This window comes from Streptomyces sp. 2114.4 (assembly GCF_900187385.1).
GTDB lineage: Bacteria > Actinomycetota > Actinomycetes > Streptomycetales > Streptomycetaceae > Streptomyces > Streptomyces mooreae.
Window position 1 is genome coordinate 2,037,719 of sequence record NZ_FYEY01000001.1, and the last position, 19,273, is coordinate 2,056,991.

At 73.0% G+C, this 19,273-nt stretch carries 17 protein-coding genes; 5 read left to right on the forward strand and 12 right to left on the reverse strand.

The features are described from left to right. Positions 1 to 138: 138 nt before the first annotated feature. Entirely contained in the window at positions 139 to 2,157 is a 2,019-nt protein-coding gene (locus CFW40_RS08865) for an anthranilate synthase family protein (protein WP_088797270.1), read from the forward strand. On the opposite strand, the gene CFW40_RS08870 is transcribed toward CFW40_RS08865, so the two are convergent. The 5 genes from CFW40_RS08870 to CFW40_RS08890 all read right to left on the reverse strand — a co-directional run bounded on the left by CFW40_RS08870 (position 2,123) and on the right by CFW40_RS08890 (position 7,362). Then, on the reverse strand, positions 2,123 to 3,139 hold the full coding sequence (locus CFW40_RS08870; RefSeq protein ID WP_088797271.1) for a 2-hydroxyacid dehydrogenase: 1,017 nt from the start codon (positions 3,137 to 3,139) through the stop codon (positions 2,123 to 2,125). The two genes, CFW40_RS08865 and CFW40_RS08870, sit on opposite strands and share 35 nt — an antisense overlap. 156 nt (positions 3,140 to 3,295) lie before the next feature. After that, positions 3,296 to 4,324 (reverse strand): 6-phosphofructokinase, encoded by a 1,029-nt coding sequence (locus tag CFW40_RS08875; protein WP_088797272.1) that lies wholly within the window; start codon positions 4,322 to 4,324, stop codon positions 3,296 to 3,298. 247 nt (positions 4,325 to 4,571) lie between these two features. Further along, on the reverse strand, positions 4,572 to 5,216 hold the full coding sequence (locus CFW40_RS08880; protein ID WP_328391451.1) for a response regulator transcription factor: 645 nt from the start codon (positions 5,214 to 5,216) through the stop codon (positions 4,572 to 4,574). A 20-nt stretch (positions 5,217 to 5,236) separates the two neighbouring features. Next, the gene (gene macS, locus CFW40_RS08885) at positions 5,237 to 6,514 is read right to left on the reverse strand and encodes a MacS family sensor histidine kinase (RefSeq protein WP_371127206.1); all 1,278 of its coding nucleotides are present in this window, start codon (positions 6,512 to 6,514) and stop codon (positions 5,237 to 5,239) included. Positions 6,515 to 6,615: 101 nt separating this feature from the next. Further along, on the reverse strand, positions 6,616 to 7,362 hold the full coding sequence (locus CFW40_RS08890) for a 1-acyl-sn-glycerol-3-phosphate acyltransferase (RefSeq protein WP_088797274.1): 747 nt from the start codon (positions 7,360 to 7,362) through the stop codon (positions 6,616 to 6,618). A gap of 162 nt (positions 7,363 to 7,524) precedes the next feature. Here CFW40_RS08890 and CFW40_RS08895 point away from each other — a divergent pair, with 162 nt between their 5' ends. Together CFW40_RS08895 and CFW40_RS08900 are read left to right on the forward strand one after the other, a co-directional pair. Then, complete coding sequence (locus tag CFW40_RS08895; protein ID WP_088797275.1) at positions 7,525 to 8,322, forward strand: carboxylesterase; 798 nt, start codon at positions 7,525 to 7,527, stop codon at positions 8,320 to 8,322. After that, entirely contained in the window at positions 8,309 to 8,986 is a 678-nt protein-coding gene (locus CFW40_RS08900) for a hypothetical protein (protein ID WP_088797276.1), read from the forward strand. The genes CFW40_RS08895 and CFW40_RS08900 overlap by 14 nt, the downstream gene beginning before the upstream one ends. Positions 8,987 to 9,019: 33 nt before the next feature. Here the strand turns inward: CFW40_RS08900 and CFW40_RS08905 are convergent, their stop codons facing one another. The 6 genes from CFW40_RS08905 to CFW40_RS08930 form a co-directional block, all read right to left on the reverse strand. Beyond that, positions 9,020 to 9,769 (reverse strand): endonuclease/exonuclease/phosphatase family protein, encoded by a 750-nt coding sequence (locus CFW40_RS08905; protein WP_256331807.1) that lies wholly within the window; start codon positions 9,767 to 9,769, stop codon positions 9,020 to 9,022. 121 nt (positions 9,770 to 9,890) lie between these two features. Then, complete coding sequence (locus CFW40_RS08910) at positions 9,891 to 10,832, reverse strand: ROK family glucokinase (protein WP_088797278.1); 942 nt, start codon at positions 10,830 to 10,832, stop codon at positions 9,891 to 9,893. A gap of 120 nt (positions 10,833 to 10,952) precedes the next feature. Then, the gene (locus CFW40_RS08915) at positions 10,953 to 11,429 is read right to left on the reverse strand and encodes a DUF5304 domain-containing protein (RefSeq protein WP_088797279.1); all 477 of its coding nucleotides are present in this window, start codon (positions 11,427 to 11,429) and stop codon (positions 10,953 to 10,955) included. A 101-nt stretch (positions 11,430 to 11,530) separates the two neighbouring features. Beyond that, a complete protein-coding gene (locus CFW40_RS08920; protein ID WP_088797280.1) occupies positions 11,531 to 12,733 on the reverse strand; it encodes an ArsA family ATPase in 1,203 nt (400 codons plus the stop codon). Between the two features lie 2 nt (positions 12,734 to 12,735). Continuing rightward, positions 12,736 to 13,239 (reverse strand): SRPBCC family protein, encoded by a 504-nt coding sequence (locus CFW40_RS08925; protein ID WP_088797281.1) that lies wholly within the window; start codon positions 13,237 to 13,239, stop codon positions 12,736 to 12,738. A 305-nt stretch (positions 13,240 to 13,544) separates the two neighbouring features. After that, entirely contained in the window at positions 13,545 to 14,321 is a 777-nt protein-coding gene (locus CFW40_RS08930; RefSeq protein WP_088797282.1) for a metallophosphoesterase, read from the reverse strand. Positions 14,322 to 14,594: 273 nt separating this feature from the next. Between CFW40_RS08930 and CFW40_RS08935 the strand changes: the two genes are divergently transcribed. Beyond that, positions 14,595 to 16,391: a long-chain fatty acid--CoA ligase gene (locus tag CFW40_RS08935; RefSeq protein ID WP_088797283.1), complete on the forward strand. Its 1,797-nt coding sequence runs from the start codon at positions 14,595 to 14,597 to the stop codon at positions 16,389 to 16,391. 155 nt (positions 16,392 to 16,546) lie between these two features. Here the strand turns inward: CFW40_RS08935 and CFW40_RS08940 are convergent, their stop codons facing one another. After that, complete coding sequence (locus CFW40_RS08940) at positions 16,547 to 17,689, reverse strand: glycosyltransferase family 4 protein (RefSeq protein WP_088797284.1); 1,143 nt, start codon at positions 17,687 to 17,689, stop codon at positions 16,547 to 16,549. A gap of 248 nt (positions 17,690 to 17,937) precedes the next feature. Between CFW40_RS08940 and CFW40_RS08945 the strand changes: the two genes are divergently transcribed. Beyond that, positions 17,938 to 19,266, forward strand: coding sequence for a glycosyltransferase family 87 protein (locus CFW40_RS08945; RefSeq protein ID WP_088801988.1), 1,329 nt, complete (start codon positions 17,938 to 17,940; stop codon positions 19,264 to 19,266). Positions 19,267 to 19,273: the final 7 nt, after the last annotated feature.

Here is a 19,273-nt window from a genome sequence, read left to right on the forward strand (position 1 = left end):
ATGAACATGAACTGGTGGTGGACCGCTCATCCGGCGGCCCACTGATTCGCGCGCATCCACACACTTCGCGAAGGCCGCCCGAGGGGCGGCCTTCAGCCTTTTGCGGCGGCCGTTCCTCCTCCCCGGAAGGAACCCGTCATGCACCACGAGCCCCCGCCCGCCCGGACGGACGCCGCCGCACTCGTCCGGCGGCTGCTCGACCCCGCCTGCCCGCCGTTCGCCCTGCTGCACCGCCGCACGCCCGGCCGGGAGGCGGCCTCCCCCGCTCTCGGCTCCGCCGCAGCGGGAGGCGCCCCCCTCGTCGAGGTGCTGATCGGTGAGGTCGAGGAGGTCGGGCGGCTGGCCGACATCCCGCTGGGCGAGGGGGCGTCGGATGCGCCGGTGACCGACGCGCTCGCGCTGATCCCGTTCCGGCAGATCCGCGAGCGCGGCTTCCGGGCCCATGACGACGGCACACCGCTGGCCGTACTGCGCCCCCGTGAATGCGCGGAGCTGCCGCTCGACGAGGTGCTGGCGGCGCTGCCCGTGCAGGAGGTGCGGGTGACGGACGGGGCGTTCGACGTGGACGACGACGCCTACGCCGAGATCGTCGGGCGGGTGGTGCGGGACGAGATCGGCACCGGCGAGGGCGCGAACTTCGTCATCCGCAGGACCTTCGAGGGCACGGTCGAGGACTTCTCGGCGGCCGGTGCGCTGGCGCTGTTCCGGCGGCTGCTGGCCGGTGAGCGGGGCGCGTACTGGACGTATGTGGTGCACCGCCCCGGGGTGCACACCCTGGTCGGCGCCAGCCCCGAGGTGCACGTCCGGATGACCGGCGGGCCCGGGGACGGCGGGCGGGCGGCCGGGACCGTCGTGATGAACCCGATCAGCGGCACCTACCGCTACCCGGAGGGCGGCCCCACCGCCGAGAGCCTGCTGGCGTTCCTCGACGACCGCAAGGAGGCCGAGGAGCTGTCCATGGTGGTGGACGAGGAACTGAAGATGATGTGCACCGTCGGCGACAAGGGCGGGGTGGTGATCGGGCCCCGGCTCAAGGAGATGGCGCACCTCGCGCACACCGAGTACGAGCTGCGCGGCCGGTCCACCCTCGATGTGCGCGAGGTGCTGAAGGAGACGATGTTCGCGGCGACCGTCACCGGATCGCCGGTGCAGAACGCCTGCCGGGTGATCGAGCGGTACGAGCCGGCGGACGCCGACGGGCCGGGCCGCGGCTACTACGCGGGGGCGCTGGCGCTGATCGGCCGGGACGCGGGCGGCGCGCAGACGCTGGACTCGCCGATCCTGATCCGTACCGCCGACATCTCCGCGGACGGCCGACTGCGGGTGCCGGTCGGCGCCACGCTCGTCCGCGCCTCCGACCCGCGCAGCGAGGTCGCCGAGACGCACGCCAAGGCCGCGGGGGTGCTCAGCGCGCTGGGGGTACGGCCGGCGCCCGCACGGGCGGCGGCCGCAGGCCGCGGGCAGCGGCTGGCCGACGACCCCCGGGTGCGGGCCGCGCTGGACGCCCGTCGCGCCGGCCTCGCGCCCTTCTGGCTGCGGATGCAGACCACCGCACCGATCGCCGAGCTGAGCGGGCACGCGCTGGTCATCGACGCGGAGGACACCTTCACCGCGATGCTGGCGCACCTGCTGCGCACCTCGGGGCTGGACGTCACCGTGCGCCGCTTCGACGAGCCGGGGCTGCGCGAGGCCGCCCGCGCGCACCGGGGCCCGGTCGTGCTGGGCCCGGGTCCGGGCAACCCGTCGGACGCCGCCGACCCCAAGATGCGCTTCCTGCGGTCGCTCACCGCCGAGCTGGTCGCCGGGCACCGGGACGGCCTGCTGGGGGTCTGCCTGGGGCATGAACTGCTCGCCGCCGAGCTGGGGTTGGAGATCGTCCGCAAGGAGGTGCCCTGCCAGGGCGCGCAGGAGCGGATCGACTTCTTCGGCCGCCCGGAGACCGTCGGCTTCTACAACACCTTCACGGCCCGCTGCGACGACACCACGGCGGCCGAACTCGCCATGCATCGGGTGGAGTTGAGCCGGGACGCGGACAGCGGCGAGGTGCATGCGCTGCGCGGCCCGGGTTTCGCCGGTGTGCAGTTCCACCCGGAGTCGGTGCTGACCCTGGACGGTGCCTCGGTCACCGCGCAGTTGCTGGCAGCTGTCCTCGTGTGACCAGCATGTTCTCGTTGGTGCGGTGGGCCAGGTGGTCCTCGACGTTGGCCACGGTGGCCGCGACGATCTGGCCGACCGCGTCCTCGGTGAAGTACGCCTGGTGCGAGGTGACCAGCACATTGCCGAAGGTCATCAGGCGGGCGAGGGTGTCGTCGTCGATGACGTCCAGGGATTTGTCGACGAAGAAGAACCTGGCCTCCTCCTCGTAGACGTCCAGGCCGACACCGGTGAGCCGGCCGGCCTTGAGCGTGTCGACCAGGGCCTCGGTGTCGATGAGCCCGCCGCGGCTGGAGTTGACCAGGATCGCGTCGTCCTTCATCGCGGCCAGCGCGGCGGCGTCGACGATCCGCCGGGTTCCATCCACCAGCGGGAGATGGAGGGTGATCAGGTCCGCCTCGGCCAGCAGCCGTTCCCGGGGCACGTAGCGCATGCCCAGCTCCACGCAGCGCGGGTTCTCGACGAGGTCCCAGCCCAGCAGGTTCATCCCGAAGCCGTGGGCGATCCGGGTGAACGCCTCGCCGATCCTGCCGGTGCCGAGCACCCCCGCCGTCCGCCCGCGCAGATCGCGGCCCATCAGGCCGTCCAGCCGGAAGTCGAAGTTACGGGTGCGGGTGGTGGCCCGGACGATCCGCCGGTTGACGGCCAGCGCCAGCGCCCAGGCGAATTCGGCGACCGCGTAGGGGGAGTAGCAGGAGACCCGGCCGATGCTCATCCCGAGGTCGGCCGCGGCCTCCAGGTCGATGTTGTTGAAGCCCGTGGAGCGCTGGGCGATCAGCTTCGTCCCGCCGGCCGCGAGGGCCTGCAGGACGTCCGCGCCCAGATCGGCGTTGACGCTGGAGCTGACGATCTCGTAGCCGCGGGCGATGGGTGCGGTGTCGCGGTTGAGGAAGACATCCAGGCTGCGGACCTGGTGGCGGCCGGCGAAGGCCTTCGCCAGATACGGCCGCTCATCGGCCTGCACCCCGAAGGCGACGATCTCCACGAGCTCTCCCGTCTCTCCCGCCGGTGGTGCGCCCCGCCCAGGGGCGAGGGGCCGGATATCGCGATATCGCGCGTGTGCCGCATGCGACATACAGGGCGAATACGGCGAATATACGGCCCCTCGCCTGCGGGTGCCGCCCGGAGGCCCGGCGCCGGCTCAGCCGAAGAACACCCCGACCTCGGCGTAGCGCGCCGGATCGACGGTCTTCAGCCGGGCGGTCGCCTCCGCGATCGGCACCCGGACGATGTCCGTGCCGCGCAGCGCGACCATCTTCCCGAAGTCGCCGTCGCGTACCGCGTCGATGGCGTGCAGCCCGAAGCGGGTGGCCAGCCAGCGGTCGAAGGCGCTGGGGGTACCGCCGCGCTGGGTGTGCCCCAGGACCGTCGTCCGCGCTTCCTTGCCGGTCCGCGCCTCGATCTCCTTGGCCAGCCACTCCCCCACCCCGGACAGCCGGACATGGCCGAAGGAGTCGGTGGAGTCGTCCTTGAGCACCATCTGGCCGTCCTTGGGCATCGCGCCCTCGGCGACGACCACGATCGGGGCGTAGCGGACCTTGAAGCGGGAGTCGATCCACCGGCAGACCTGCTCGACGTCGAAGCGCTGCTCCGGGATGAGGATGACGTTCGCACCGCCGGCGAGCCCGGAGTGCAGCGCGATCCAGCCGGCGTGCCGGCCCATCACCTCGACGACCAGCACCCGCATATGGGATTCGGCGGTGGTGTGCAGCCGGTCGATGGCTTCGGTGGCGACGCCGACGGCGGTGTCGAAGCCGAAGGTGTAGTCCGTGGCGGACAGGTCGTTGTCGATGGTCTTGGGGACGCCGACGCAGGGGACGGCGTGTTCACCACAGAGCCGGGCGGCGACGCCGAGGGTGTCCTCCCCGCCGATCGCGATCAGCGCTTCGACCTCCTGCTTGGCGAGCGTTTCCCTGATCCGGCGGACGCCGTCCTTCTCCTTGAAGGGGTTGGTCCGCGAGGAGCCGAGGATGGTGCCGCCACGGGGGAGGATGCCGCGCACCGCCGGGATGTCCAGCGGGACCGTGTCGCCTTCCAGCGGCCCGCGCCAGCCGTCCCGGAAGCCGACGAACTCGTATCCGTACTCCTGGGTGCCCTTGCGGACGATCCCCCTGATCACTGCGTTCAGACCCGGGCAGTCGCCGCCGCCGGTCAGTACTCCGACCCGCATCGCTGCTTCACCTACCTCCCGACAGTGGCCGCGCACGGCCGTGTGTGAGCCGACGCCGGTCACGCTAATGGTGATCTGGGTCACTCCGGGATGGGACAAACGGCGAAGTCCGTGATTTACCGGGGAGTTGGCAGGGGGTGTTCACCCGTACGGGCGGCTTCCTCCGGGTGGCGGCCGGGGCGGATCGTGCGCGCCCCGGCCACGCCTCGTCGAAACCGTGGCGTGACGCCTCGTCGAGGCCGCGGCTTCACCCCTCGTCGAGGCCGCGCTCTATCGCATAGCGCACCAGCTCCACGCGGTTGTGCAACTGGAGCTTGCCGAGGGTGTTCTGGACGTGGTTCTGCACCGTGCGATGCGAGATGACCAGCCGCTCGGCGATCTGCTTGTACGAGAGCCCCTTGGCGACCAGGCGCAGCACCTCGGTCTCCCGGTCCGTCAACTGGGGTGCGCCCACCTCGTCCGGCGCCGCCGGGGCCGGTTCGGTCGCCAGCCTGCGGTACTCGCCGAGTACCAGACCGGCCAGGCCCGGGGTGAACACCGCGTCACCGGCGGCCGTGCGCCGCACCGCGTCCAGCAGTTCGTCGGTGCTCGCCGACTTCAGCAGATAGCCGGTCGCCCCGGACTTGACCGCCTCCAGGACATCGGCGTGCTCCCCGCTCGCGGAGAGCACCAGCACCCGCAGCGCCGGATTGGCGCCGACCAGTTCCTGGCACACCCGTACACCGGGCAGCCCCGGCAGGTTGAGGTCGAGGACCAGCACATCGGGCCCCGCGGCCTGCGCCCTGCGCACCGCCTGGAGCCCGTCACCGGCCGTCGCGACCACCTCGCACCCGGCCTCCGCCAGGTCCCGTGCGACCGCGTCCCGCCACATCGGGTGGTCGTCGACCACCATGACCTTCAGCCCCTGCTCGCTCACGCTCCGCCCTTCCCCCGCTTTCCGCCCTCGGGCGCAGCGCCCTTGGGGACCGTCAACTCCACTTCCGTGCCCTGGCCGGGGACCGAGATCCACTCCGCGCTGCCGCCCAGGTCCCGCAGCCGGCCGCGGATCGACAGGGCCACCCCCAGACGGCCCTCGCGCTCGGCGTCCGCGAGCCGGCCCTCGGGGATGCCGGGGCCGTCGTCGCGGACCGTCACGATCACCGCGTGCGGTTCGTCCTCCACCAGGATCCATGCGTGGGCCTTCGCCCCCGCATGCACCCGTACATTGTCCAGCGTGGCACTGACAGCTGCCGCGAGCTCGGCCGCCGCGGCGGGCGGCAGCGCGACCGGGGCACCGGGTTCGGAGAAGGTGACACCGGCGCCCGCGTACGGCGCGAGCAGCGCCCGGACGTCGCACGGTCCGTCACCGGGCGGCGCCGGCACGGCCACCGCGGACGCCGCGGCCGGCTCCTCCGCGCGCTCGCCCGCCTGGTGCGGCACCAGCGCCCGGAGCGCGGGCGGCGGCACCAGCCCGCCGGCAACCAGGGTCCGCAGCGCGACCTCCTGCTCACCTGCCATCCGCCCGAGTTCGCTCGCCTCGCCGCCGATCTCGGCGCCGCGCCGCTGCACCATCGCCAGCACCTGCAGCACGCTGTCGTGGATGTCGCGGGCCAGCCGCTCCCGCTCCCGGGTGGCGGCCTCGATCTGCAGGGCGCGGGCGAGCGTGCGCTCACTGGAACGGGCCACCTCGACGACATAGCCGAGGCCGACGCTGGCCACCCACACCAGCACCACGTTGTGGATGGTGTCGCGGGCCAGCTCCTGGCGCTCGACGAGATTGGCCACCGCCACGATGGTGGAGGCCACCGCGGCCCAGCGCCAGCCGCCCTTGATCGCGAAGCCCAGGACCGCGCCCGCCGTCCAGATCGACGGCAGCGTCGGCCCGCCGCCCATGATGCGGGCGTGGGTGTCGACCACCAGCGTGAGCAGGATGCCGCCGATCGCGAAGCCGAGGTCGGCGACGAGGAAGTGCCGGGTGCAGCGCTCCGCCGAGGTGGTGCGCTGCCAGGTCAGCGCCGTCCAGACGGTCAGCGCGCCCATGTAGGCGGCGGCGCCCAGCGGATGGGCGTACTGCCGGTAGGAGAGCGCGACCAGGCACAGGGTGTAGACGAGGGTGAGGATCCGGTAGCCGGTGAGCGCGCGCCACAGCGGGAGCTCGACGGACATCCGCAGCACCTTGGGAGGGCGTTTGCCGTGGCGCCTGGCGGCCATGGCGGCGGCGCCCGCCGTGCCGGTGCCCGTATCCGTGCCCGTAACCGTCATTGCCGTCCCCCTCGCCGGGCGTGCTCACGCCCGGTCTCGGCCCTGCCCGTCTATTCGGCGGCCGCCTTCTTGGCCCGCTCCGCCTCGGCCTTCTTCTGTGCCTCGGCCTGTGCCGCCTCCGCCTTCGCCGCGTCGGCGATCTGCCGCTTGGCCGCCGTCGCGTAGATGTCGACGTACTCCTGGCCGGAGAGCTTCATGATCTCGTACATGACCTCGTCGGTGACCGACCGCAGGATGAAGCGGTCGCCCTCCATGCCCTGATAGCGGGTGAAGTCCAGCGGCTTGCCGATGCGGATGCCCGGCCGGATCATCTTCGGCACGATCTTGCCGGGTGGCTGCACCTTCTCGGTGTCGATCATCGCCACGGGGATGACCGGCGCCCCGGTGGCCAGCGCCACCCGCGCCAGACCGCCCGGCTTCCCGCGGTAGAGCCGGCCGTCCGGGGAGCGGGTGCCTTCCGGGTAGATGCCGAACAGCTCACCGCGCTCCAGCACCTCGATACCGCTCTTGATCGCCGCCTCGCCCGCGCCCCGGCCGCCCGAGCGGTCCACCGGCAGCTGGCCCACGCCCTTGAAGAACGCGGCGGTCAGCTTGCCCTTGACCCCCGGGGAGGTGAAGTACTCGGACTTCGCGATGAAGGTGACCTTGCGGTCGAGCACCGCGGGCAGGAAGAACGAGTCCGAGAAGGACAGGTGGTTGCTCGCGAGGATCGCCGGGCCCTCGGCGGGGATGTTCTCGATGCCTTCCACCCAGGGCCTGAAGGCAAGCTTCAGCGACCCGCCGATGGAAAACTTCATTGCGCCGTAGATCAACCGACTGCCTCCTGTGTGTGACGCAAAGACCTTAACCTGCCACGGTGGCCCCCTCGCGCCGCGGCTGCCGCCGGACCTATCCGCCCGCCGTCACTTTGCGTACCCTGAGGTAACTCGCCAGCCCCCCTCATCGATCGGAGTCCCCCGGTGCCGCTCCTTCCCGGAGCCGAGCCGTTCCGCCGTGACGGCGGAGAGGTCGGCGTCCTTGTGTGCCACGGCTTCACCGGCTCCCCTCAGTCCGTACGCCCCTGGGCCGAATACCTGGCCGACCAGGGGCTCACGGTCAGTCTGCCGCTGCTGCCCGGTCACGGCACCCGCTGGCAGGATCTGCAGATCACGACCTGGCAGGACTGGTACGCCGAGGTCGACCGCGAGCTGCGGGCGCTGACCGAGCGCTGCACCTCGGTCTTCGTCTGCGGCCTGTCGATGGGCGGCGCGCTGGCGCTGCGGCTGGCCGCCAAGCACGGCGACGCCATCAGCGGGGTGGCCGTGGTCAACCCCGCCAACAAGGTCCATGACGCGGCCGGGCCGCTGCTGCCGGTGCTGCGCCATCTCGTCCGGACGACCAAGGGGCTGACGAGCGACATCGCCAAGCCCGGCGCCGAGGAGGTCGGCTACGACCGGGTGCCGCTGCACGCCGCGTATTCGGTGCGCCGCTTCTTCCAGCAGGTCGACTCCGAACTCCCCGGTGTCACCCAGCCGTTGCTGGTGATGACCAGCCCGCAGGACCATGTCGTCCCGCCGGCGGACTCCGAGCGCATCCTCAGCCGGGTGTCCTCGACGGACGTCCGCCAGACGCTCCTGGAGCGCAGCTTCCACGTCGCCACCCTCGACCACGACGCGGAGCAGATCTTCCGGGAGACGGCCGCCTTCATCACCCGCCTCGCACCCGCGCGGCGGGCGGACGCGGCTTCGGAGGGGACGGCGGCCAGTGGCGGAGCGTAGCCCCCGCGACCCCCGGGACCCGCTGGACGAAGAGGCCGCCTGGGCCCAGATCGTGGCGGGCTACGGCGACCAGCCGTCGTTCCCCCCGGAAGACGGCGCCGACGGCACGGACGAACCGGCCGGGAACGGCGGCACGAAGAGGACCGCGGCGAACCCTCCGGAAGACGCGGGGGAGAGCGCCGCGGGGGACACCGGGAAGGACTCCACGGCGGGCTCTGCGGGCTCGACGGGCTCGACGGGCTCCGAAAAGGTCTCCCCGGCGGACCCCCCGGACGACTCCGGGAAGGACGGGCCCGGGGACGGCAGGGGCGACGCCCCCCGCCCGGGCAGCTTCGTCGTCTTCGCGCCGGGCGTCGGCCCCCGCAACTGGTCCCCCGCCGAGCCGTCCGACGACGACTTCGACGAGACCGACGAGGGCCACTTCACCCCGCCCGAGCCGCCCCCGCTGCCGCAGGCCGATGTCACCGCCAAGTTCGCCTGGATCGCGGTGATCGGCGGTCCGCTGCTGCTGGTGGCCATGGTGCTGCTGCAGCAGCCGGTGACCTGGTGGATCACGGTCCTGGGCATCGGCGGCTTCCTCGGCGGGTTCGCCACCCTGGTGGCCCGGATGAAGAACGACGACGAGGACGACGACGATCTGCCGGGCAGCGGCGCGGTGGTGTGAGTCAGCGGTGGAGTGAGTCGGCGGTGGTGTGCGTCAGCCCCCGGCCGGCACCCGCAGCGCGGCCAGCACCGGCAGATGGTCCGTCGCGGCGGTGAGGTCGCTCTCCCGTACCCCCGGCAGGCCGTGCGGCACACCGCAGCCGAGGACTTCCACGCCCGGCGTGGTGAAGATCGCGTCGATCCGCTGATGCGGGTCACGGGGCGTGGAGGTGAGCTCCCCGCCCCACGGCCGGGCCGCCCAGGCATCGGTGAGCGCCCCCGCCAGCCGCCGGAAGCTCCCGCCGTCCGGCCGCTCGTTGAGGTCGCCGCCGGCCACGGCGTGCGGCACGCCGAGGGCCGCCAGCCGCTCCAGCAGCAGCCCGGCCTGCGCGTCACGCTCCCGGGCGGCGAGGCTGAGATGGCAGCTGAGCACGCCGAGCCGGGCACCGCCGATCCGCACCACGGCGGTGGCGAAACCGCGCTGGTGCAGGCCGGGGGTGCGGGGCAGCAGGATGTCCTCCGTGCGCTCCACCCGGGCGCGCAGGGTGGACAGGATCATCGGTCCGGCGGCGGTGGCGCCGCCGGTGACGTACACCAGACCGGCCGCGCGGGCCAGCTTCTCGGCGGCCTTGCGCCAGCGGAAGAACCGCGGCGCCTCCTGGATCAGCACGAGATCGGGAGCGCAGGCCCGGATGACCCTGGCCAGCGCCGCCCGGTCGTCGCGCATCGAGCGGATGTTGTAGCTGAGCACCCGGATCACGGCCGTACCGTCCGGCTCGGTACGGGAGTCGGGAAGCCGGAGCACGGCGGCGGGTCCTCTCACCGGGATCGTCACGCGGGCCAACATAGAGCACCGCCCGCCGCACCCCTGGGGGACGCGGCGGGCGGTGCCGTACGGATGAGCAGGCGTGCGGGCCCGCGGGCCCTCAGCCCTGGCGCGCCAGGTCAGCCGCGCCGACCAGACCGGCTTTGCCGCCGAGCTGGGCGGCGAGCACCTGGGCGTGCGGCCGCCACTGGTTGCCGACCAGCCAGCGGCGGAAGGACTTGCGGATCGGCCCCAGGACCAGCTCGCCCTCGTCCGAGACGCCGCCGCCGACGATGAAGGCGGACGGGTCGAAGAGCGAGGCGAGGTCGGCGAGGCCGGCGCCGGCCCAGCGGGCCAGCTCACGGAACGAGTCGATGGCGACCGGGTCGCCCTGGCGGGCGGCCTCGCTGACGTGCCGCCCCTGGATGCCCTCGGAGGTGCCGTCGCCGAGCGACAGCAGGATCTGGGCGTTCTCGGGGGTGGCGAACGCGCGCTGGCGGGCGTAGCGCAGCAGGGCGCGCCCGGAGGCGTACTGCTCCCAGCAGCCCTGGTTTCCGCAGCCGCAGAGCAGACCGTCGGGCACCACCCGGATGTGCCCGAATTCCGCGGCGACGCCGAAACGGCCGCGGCGCAGCTTGTTGCCGATGATGATGCCGCCGCCCAGGCCGGTGCCGAGGGTGATGCAGATGACGTCGCTGTGGCCCTGGCCGGCGCCGAACTTGTACTCGCCCCAGGCCGCGGCGTTGGCGTCGTTCTCGACGACCACGGGGAGGCCGACACGCTGCTCGACCTTGTCCTTGAGCGGTTCGTGGCGCCAGTCGATGTTCGGTGCGAACAGGACCGTGGCGCGCTTCTCGTCGACATAGCCGGCGGCACCGATGCCGACGGCCTCGACACGGTGGCCGGCCCCGACGGTCCGCACCGCGTCCGCGATGGCCTCGGTCAGCGCTGCGGTGGCATGCGGAGTCGGAACCTTGCACGTCTCAAGGATCGAGCCCTCTTCGTCGACCACGCCGGCCGCGATCTTCGTGCCGCCGATGTCGACGCCGATGGTGAGTCCCATGTGTCCCTCAGTTTTTCGCTCGAACCCCGCCAGGCCCCACCGTACCGGAGGCGGGGGCGCCGACCGCGCCCGTCGAGCGGCGGGCCGGGCGGCCGCCCCGTGGTGCGAGGCTGCGGGGACTCAGTCGAGGTCGATCCGCTCGGTGCCGGTGGGGCCGTCGTCGTCGCGGGGGTCGTCGCCGCGGCGGGCGGCGGGGCCGTCGTCGAGGTCGTCACGGGTCCAGCGGCGTTCGCTGCTCTCGACGGCGGAGCGGTAGGCGGCGAGGAGTTCGGAGCCGGCCGCGGCGAGGTGGTCGAAGAGGTCGGGGTTGCGCTCGATGACCGGCTCGACGGCCGCCTTGGCCTGCTTGAACAGCTGGCTGACGGCGCCCTGCGCCGCGATGCCGCCGAGCGCGCCGGGCAGCTGGATGCCGGAAAGCTTGTCGGTCACCGCGTCGGCGAGCTTGCGCAGCTCCTCCGCCGCGCTGCCCGGCTGCGGGCCGTGGGCGGCACGGTGCCGGGCCTTCTCCGCCGCAAGGTCCTCGGCGCAGGCCGTCTCCCAGGCGTCGGCATCGGGCTCGGCCCTGCGGTCGGCGGGGCGCTCGGTGGCATCACTCATGAGGAACTCCGTGACTCCTGCGGCGAAGCGGTACGGCGAAGGGGTGCGAGGCACCCCGGGTGGGGCCCACCTTCGACGGTACCCGAACGGTGGTAGCGCGTTCAGTCGCTCTTGGGCCACAGGTCCGGATCGGGGGTGAAGCGGATCTCCAGGGAGCCGTCGCGCAGTCCGGCGCCGGAGACCGTGCAGCGGCGCAGCGCGGAGGGGAGCGTACGGATCCGCCGGAAGCGGCCGACGCTGACCACGATCTCGTCGCCGCGGCGCACCAGGCCGAGGCCCTTGCGTTCGGCGCCGGGCAGCGGCACCCGCCAGACGAGGATGCCGTCGGTGGCCAGCCGGTCCTCGACGGTCCAGGGGTCGGGGCGGGGCCCGTCGTCGGGTCCCTCGGTGCCGATCCGGGCGGCCGGCCCGTCGATCAGCTCGTCCAGCTCGTCGACGCCCTGCGGGTCGCGGCCCAGGTGCGCCACCTCGTGGACCGGGAGGTCGGGGAACTCCTCGCGCAGCGCCTTGAGGGCGCTCTGCTGGCTGCCGGAGAGCGCGGCGAGGAACGGGTCGGCCGAGCCGGTGGGCAGCAGCCGGTTGACGACCACACCGTCGGTGCGCCGGCCGTGCAGCGCCAGGCCGGCGCGGATGGTGCGCAGGTTGGCGGCGGCGACCGGTCCGGCGTCGGTGACCAGGCGTACGGACGTGCCGGGGTCGTCGATCGCCCGCTGGACGGCGGCGAGTTCGCTCTCCCAGCGCTCGGCGGCGTCGTAGAGCTTCTGGGCCGGCATCGGGACACCGGCGAGCTGGGCGAGCACCGGACGCAGGGCGCGGGCCGCCTGGCGTTCGGGCGGCAGCAGGCGGCGCAGATAGCGGCGCACCTGGGCCGGCAGGGCGAGCAGCCGGATCGTTTCGGCGGCCGAGGGCATGTCGACGACGACCATGTCCCAGTCGCCCGAGGCGTGTTCGGCACGCAGCGCGTGCAGCAGCGCGAAGTCCTCACAGCCGGGGAGTTCGGTGAGCTCGTCCTCGTCGAGGGGGCTGGCGCCGAGCAGGTCGAGGGCCGCGCCGGCCCGCTCCTGGAAGGCGAGGAATTCCTGGCGGAAGCGGTCCCCGGGGTCGATCCGCAGGGCGTGCAGGCCCGGCGCTATCGGGGTGGGGGCGTCGGCACCGAGGGGGGTGCCGAGCACCGCCTCCGGGGCGCTGCTCTCGGTGGTGAGCAGGAGCGCCCGCGCGCCCCGGCGGGCGCCGGCCAGGGCGGTCGCGGCGGCGAGCGTGGTGCGGCCCGCGCCGCCGGGGCCCGTGACGAGGACGGTGCGCACGCTCAGAGCTTCTTGGCCTCGTCGGCGGACCCGGCGGCGTGGTCGGACCCTGCGGCGTGCTCGGCGGGACCGCTCTCGACGCGCTTCTTCAGCCCGGCCAGCGCGCGGTCGATGATGACCTTCTCCGCCTTGCGCTTGATCATCCCGAGCATGGGGATCTTGACGTCGACGGTGAGCTGGTAGGTCACCTCGGTGCGCGCGCCGTTGCCCAGCGCGGCCAGGCGGTAGGAACCGTCGAGGGCGCGCAGCATCTGCGACTTGACCAGGGACCAGCTGACCTCCCTCTCCCCGGTCCAGGTGTAGGCGAGGGTGTGGTCGTCCTTGATCGCTCCGGCGTCCAGCAGCAGGCGCACCTGCGCGGCGCGGCCGTGGTCGTCCTTCTCCAGGACCTCCGCCTCCTTGACCTCGCCGGTCCATTCCGGGTAGCGGTCAAAGTCGGCGATCACTCCCATCACTTCGGCGGGTGCCGCCTCGATCGTGATGCTCGAGCTGGTGTGTTCGGCCATCGCCGTGACTCCTCCATCATGCCGATTCATGCCGGTCCGCCGACCTTCCCCGAGCTCTCGGCTCCTCCCCCGCTCCCGGCTTCGCCTGAGCGGTGGCGCCCCCATGAGCCGGGGAGACCCCTTGCGCGGTGTCTGTGCTGCTACCGGCTCTGAGGCTACCGCGCGGGAACCCGCGGGCGGACACCAGCAGGCCCGGCACGACGGGGCGGGGCGCCTCCCGGCCGCCCGCCACCGGGTTCACGACCGGGGGCCGCCGGGGTCCGCGACCCGGGACGGCCCGGGTTCACGCCCCGGTACGGCCGGTCTCACCACTCCATGACATAGGGCGTCCCGGTCGCATTGAAATGGCCGACATTGATGCATTCCGTGGCCCCGACCCGGACCCGGTGGGCAAGCGGCTGGTGCACATGGCCGAAGAGGGCGTAGCGCGGCCGGGTGGTGCGGATGGCGTGCAGCAGGGCGGTGCTGCCGCGCTCGAAGCGGCGGGCGACGGTGTCGTAGCAGAGCTCGGGGACCTCGGGCGGGATGTGGCTGCACAGCACGTCCACCTCGCCGACCGCCTCGACCTTCGCGGCGAACTCCTCGTCGCTGATCTCGTAAGGGGTCCGCATCGGCGTGCTCAAGCCGCCGCCGACGAAGCCGAAGACCCGGCCGCCGATCTCCACCCGCTGGCCGTCCAGGACGGTGACGCCGTCTCCCGCGTACTCGGGCCACAGGCGCGGGATGTCGACGTTGCCGTAGGTGGCGTACGTGGGACTGGGGAAGGCCGCGAAGAGTTCGGCGTACTGCTTGCGGACCGCGCCCTCGATGACGGACTCCCGGCTCGCGCCCGTGGCGTCGAGCTCGCCCCACAGCCGGCGGCCCAGTGCGCGGGCCTCCTCGAAGCGGCGGGCGGTGCGCAGTTCGACCAGCGCGCTCGCGTTCCCGGCGCCGAAGAGGTCGGGGAAGATGCCGCGCGAATGGTCGGCGTAGTCGAGGAAGAGAACCAGGTCACCGAGGCAGAGCAGGGCATCGGCACCGGTTCCGGCCGCCGCGAGGTCCCGGCTGTTGCCGTGTACGTCACTGACCACATGCACACGCATGGCGTCACCCTAGATCGCGCGGGCGGGCACGGGGAGGGGGCCGGTACCCCGGGTTACTTTCGGGTCACCGACCCGCTGGTCTAGTCTGCGCGGGAAAGTACTCCATGGCGTGCCCCACGGCGTGTGACGCATCGAACATCTGGCCATCCCCTCTATCCCCAACGCAATACCCATGGGTAACGTCCGGGCAGTCCAATCCCCCTTGCATCACCATGGACCGCCGTCGGTGTACACACAGCGTCGTGGCGCCGGCGCTTTTGAGGAGCAGCAGTCTTGCGCGAGTTCAGCCTTCCGGCCCTGTACGAGGTCCCCGCGGACGGCAATCTGACGGATCTCATCCGCCGAAATGCCGCGCAGCACCCGGATGTTGCCGTCATGGGACGCAAGGTGAACGGCGGGTGGCAGGACGTCACCGCCGCCACCTTCCTCGCCGAGGTCCGCGCCGCTGCCAAAGGTCTGATCGCTTCGGGCGTGCGGCCCGGCGACCGGGTCGGCCTGATGTCGCGCACCCGCTACGAGTGGACGCTGCTGGACTTCGCCATCTGGAGCGCGGGAGCCGTCACCGTCCCCGTGTACGAGACCAGTTCGGCCGAACAGATCCAGTGGATCCTCGGCGACTCCGGCGCGGTGGCCTGCCTGGTGGAGTCCCCCACCCACGAGGCGACCGTCGAATCGGTCCGCGACCGGCTGCCGGAGCTGGAGAACATCTGGCAGATCGAGCGGGACGCCATCGCGCGGCTGCGGGCCGCGGGCGCCGGCGTCTCCGATGAGGAGGTGGACGCGCGCAGCGCGCTCGCCGACGCGGACTCGCCGGCCACCATCGTCTACACCTCCGGCACCACCGGCCGCCCCAAGGGCTGTGTGCTCAGCCACCGCAGCTTCTTCGCCGAGTGCGGCAACATCGTCGAACGGCTGCGGCCGCTGTTCCGCACCGGCGACTCCTCGGTGCTGCTCTTCCTCCCCATCGCGCACGTCTTCGGCCGGCTGGTGCAGGTCGCCGCGGTGATGGCGCCCATCAAGCTGGGCCACGCTCCCGACATCAAGAACCTCACCGACGACCTCGCCTCGTTCCGGCCGACGCTGGTCCTGGGCGTGCCCCGGGTCTTCGAGAAGGTCTACAACTCGGCGCGGGCCAAGGCGCAGGCCGACGGCAAGGGCAAGATCTTCGACAAGGCGGCGGACATCGCCATCGCCTACAGCCGCGCGCTGGACACCCCCCAGGGCCCGGCGCTCGGGCTGAAGCTGAAGTACAAGGTCTTCGACCGGCTGGTCTTCAGCAAGCTGCGCGCCGTCCTCGGCGGCCGCGCCACCCACGCCATCTCCGGCGGCGCCCCGCTCGGTGAACGCCTCGGCCACTTCTACCGCGGCATCGGCTTCACCGCCCTCGAGGGCTACGGCCTGACGGAGTCCTGTGCGGCGACCGCCTTCAACCCCTGGGACCGGCAGAAGATCGGCACCGTGGGCCAGCCACTGCCCGGTTCGGTGGTACGGATCGCCGACGACGGCGAGGTGCTGCTGCACGGCGAGCACCTGTTCACCGAGTACTGGAACAACCCGTCGGCCACCAAGGAGGCGCTGTCCGACGGCTGGTTCCACACCGGCGACCTCGGCACCCTCGACGAGGACGGCTACCTCGCCATCACCGGCCGCAAGAAGGAAATCCTGGTCACCGCGGGCGGCAAGAACGTCGCCCCCGCCGTGATCGAGGACCGTATCCGGGCGCACGCCCTGATCGCCGAGTGCATGGTCGTTGGCGACGGCCGGCCGTTCATCGGCGCACTGGTCACCCTCGACGAGGAGTTCCTGCCCCGCTGGGCCGAGGAGCACGGCCACCCCGCCGATGTGACGCCGTCTCAGATCTCCGGGGACCCGGAGCTGCTGGCCGCCGTCCAGCGCGCCGTCGACGACGGCAACGCGGCCGTCTCCAAGGCCGAGTCCGTGCGCAAGTTCCGTATCCTGCCGACCCAGTTCACCGAGGAGTCGGGCCATGTCACGCCTTCGCTGAAGCTCAAGCGGAACGTGGTGGCCAAGGACTTCGCGGAGGACATCGAGGCGCTTTACCGGGCGTAGGGGCCCCGGATCAGGCCCGGGGCCGGTCCGCTGCCGCTGTGATCCGCCGTCGTGGCCGCACGCCACGGCGGCGGTTTTCCGTTGCCCGGGACGCCGCATGCCCGCGCCGTACGGGGCGGGCGGCCTGGGCGGATGCCTTCCGGGCGGCCGGTCCCCTAGAGCAGTTCCTTCAGCCGTTCCGCCAGCAGGTCCCAGCGCCACTTCTCCTCCACCCAGGCGCGGCCGCGTGCGCCCATGGTGCGGCGCAGGTCCGGGTCCTGGAGCAGGGTGACGAGGCGGTCCGCGGTGGGGGCCGGGGAGCCGCCGGGGACGACCCAGCCCGTCTCGCCGTCCAGGACGGCGTCGGGGGCGCCGCCCGAGTCGCCCGCCACCACGGGGAGTCCGGTGGCGGAGGCCTCCAGGTAGACGATGCCCAGGCCCTCGACGTCCAGCCCGCCGCGGCGGGTGCGGCAGGGCATCGCGAAGACGTCGCCGGCGCCGAAGTGGGCCGGCAGCTCCTCCCAGGGGACGGGGCCGGTGAAGCGCACCGCGTCCCCGACGCCCTTCTCCCGGGCCAGCGCGTGCAGTTCCTTCTCGTACGGGCCGCCGCCGACGATCAGCAGGACGGCATCGGGCACCGCGGAGAGGACCGCAGGCATCGCCTCGATCAGGGTGTCCTGGCCCTTGCGCGGGACGAGCCGCGAGACGCAGACCACCACCGGCCGGCCGGTGAGCCCGAGTGCGGCCCGTACGGCGTCGCCTCCCGAGCCGGGGTGGAAGGTCTTCTCGTCCACGCCGGGCGGGAGTTGGACCATCCGCCGCGCGGCCTGCGGGGTGAGCGCACCGGCGATGCGCGAGCGGGTGTACTCGCCGAGGTAGGTGAGCGTGTCGGTGCCCTCGCCGATCCGGCGCAGCAGCTGCCGGGCGGCCGGCAGCTGCGCCCAGCCCGCCTCGTGGCCGTGCGTGGTGGCCACGATGCGGCGGGCACCGGCCGAGCGGAGCGCCGGCGCCATCAGCCCGAGCGGCGCCGCCGCGCCGAACCACACCGAGGAACAGCCGTGTTCGCGCAGCAGCCCGGTGGCCCGGCGGGTCACCCGCGGGGTGGGCAGCAGCATCGTCGTACGGTCGCGCACCACCGGGAACGGCTGCTCGGCGTCGAAGGCGGCGGTGGCCGCAAGGCCCTCGGCGCCGCGCTTCCAGGTCGAGGCGTAGACGACGACCTGGGAGGGGTCCAGACGCAGCGCCATGCTGTGCAGGAAGGCCTGGATGCCGCCGGGCCGGGGCGGGAAGTCGTTCGTGACGATCAAGGTCTTGTGCACGATGGTCTCTCGGCGGTGGTCTCGGCGGTCGGTCGCGGCGGTCGGTCGCGGCGGTTTCGGCCCGACAGTACCGGTCGGCGCCGGGCCGGGGGCGGCCCGCCCCACCACGCCCCTTCTCGTCTACGGTCGTGACCGGCCACTACCGGCATCATGCAGAGGGCACGAGCGGTCCGCGGTGCACCGGGCACCGGGTCCGCGGGGCCGCGGGCGGCGCCGGAGGGCCACGGCCGAGGAGCGATGAGGTGACGATGAGCAGCATCAGCAGAGCGCGCGGGGTGTGGCTCCCGGTCGCGGCCTGGACCGTGACCCGGGCCGTGATCCTGCTCTGCGTCCTGAGGGTGCTGGTGCTGCCGGGGCCGGATGTCTCCACCGATGTCTCGGTGATCTATCAGAACTGGTCCGAGGTCCTGAAGACCGGCACCTTCCCGCTGGCCGATGTGACCTGGCAGTACCCGCCGGCCGCGGCGCTGGCGATCCTCTCCCCCGGTCTGCTGCCGTTCCTGGACTACGTCCCCGCGTTCTACACCCTGATCCTGCTCACGGACGCGGCGGCGCTGGTGCTCTTCCTGCGGGCCGGCCGGCGCCCCGGCCACCGCCCGGCGGGGGCCTGGGTGTGGATCGCGGGCGTGGCGCTGCTGGGACCGACCGCCTACGCCCGCTACGACCTGATGGTCACCGCCGTCGCCGTCGCCGCGCTGTTCGCGGCCGCCCGCCGGCCACGGGTGGCGGGCGCCCTGGTCGCCTTCGGTGCGCTGCTGAAGGTCTGGCCGGTGCTGCTGCTGACGGGGGCGGCGGTGCGCGGGCGCCGGGCCCGCGCCCTGTGGTGGAGCGCGGCCGGCACCGCGGCCGGACTGACCCTGTGCTTCGTGGCCGCCGCACCGGGCGCGCTGGCCTTCCTCACCTTCCAGCGCGACCGCGGGACGGAGGTCGAATCGCTCGGCGCGCTGGTCTTCCACATCGCCCGGCAGTACGGGTGGGACGGGCAGGTGCTGCTGCATTACGGCTCGCTGGAATTCCTCGGGCCGGGCGTCCCGCTCGTCAGCACCGTGGCACTCACCCTGAGCCTCGCCGCCGTGGGCTGGCTGTTCCTGTGGCGGCTGCGCGCCGGGGAGCCGGGCCCCACGACTCTGTGCGACGCCGCCTTCACCGCCACCCTGCTGTTCACGACCACCAGCCGCGTGATCAGCCCGCAGTACATGCTCTGGCTGGTGGGGCTCGCCGCGGTGTGTGTGACGGTCCGGGCGGGCCGGCAGACGCTGCCGGCCGTGCTGGTCCTGCTGGCCACCGGGCTCACCCAGCTGGAGTTCCCCGTCTGGTTCGCGCACATCGTGGCGAGCGATCTGCCGGCCGTGGTGCTGCTGGCCGTGCGCAACGGTCTGCTGGTCGCCGCGTCGCTGCTCGCCTGCCGCCGGCTGTGGGTCGCGACGCGGGACGGCGGGGCCGGGCGTACGGCGCCGCCGGACGTGGTGCGCGCACGCCGGCCGGCCGGCGAGACCACCGCCGCTCCCCCACGGCTCACGGGCTCCGCGCAGCGGACGCAGACCCCGGCGGACGGATCGCCGGCACCGGGACGCTGAGCCCGGC

Coding starts and splice junctions, on each gene's coding strand:
- CFW40_RS08865 (WP_088797270.1), top strand. CDS start 139: ATGCACCACGAGCCCCCGCCCGCCCGGACGGACGCCGCCGCACTCGTC.
- CFW40_RS08875 (WP_088797272.1), bottom strand. CDS start 4,324: ATGCGGGTCGGAGTACTGACCGGCGGCGGCGACTGCCCGGGTCTGAAC.
- CFW40_RS08880 (WP_328391451.1), bottom strand. CDS start 5,216: ATGGTGGTCGACGACCACCCGATGTGGCGGGACGCGGTCGCACGGGAC.
- macS (WP_371127206.1), bottom strand. CDS start 6,514: ATGGCCGCCAGGCGCCACGGCAAACGCCCTCCCAAGGTGCTGCGGATG.
- CFW40_RS08890 (WP_088797274.1), bottom strand. CDS start 7,362: ATGAAGTTTTCCATCGGCGGGTCGCTGAAGCTTGCCTTCAGGCCCTGG.
- CFW40_RS08910 (WP_088797278.1), bottom strand. CDS start 10,832: ATGGGACTCACCATCGGCGTCGACATCGGCGGCACGAAGATCGCGGCC.
- CFW40_RS08915 (WP_088797279.1), bottom strand. CDS start 11,429: ATGAGTGATGCCACCGAGCGCCCCGCCGACCGCAGGGCCGAGCCCGAT.
- CFW40_RS08925 (WP_088797281.1), bottom strand. CDS start 13,239: ATGGCCGAACACACCAGCTCGAGCATCACGATCGAGGCGGCACCCGCC.
- CFW40_RS08930 (WP_088797282.1), bottom strand. CDS start 14,321: ATGCGTGTGCATGTGGTCAGTGACGTACACGGCAACAGCCGGGACCTC.
- CFW40_RS08945 (WP_088801988.1), top strand. CDS start 17,938: ATGAGCAGCATCAGCAGAGCGCGCGGGGTGTGGCTCCCGGTCGCGGCC.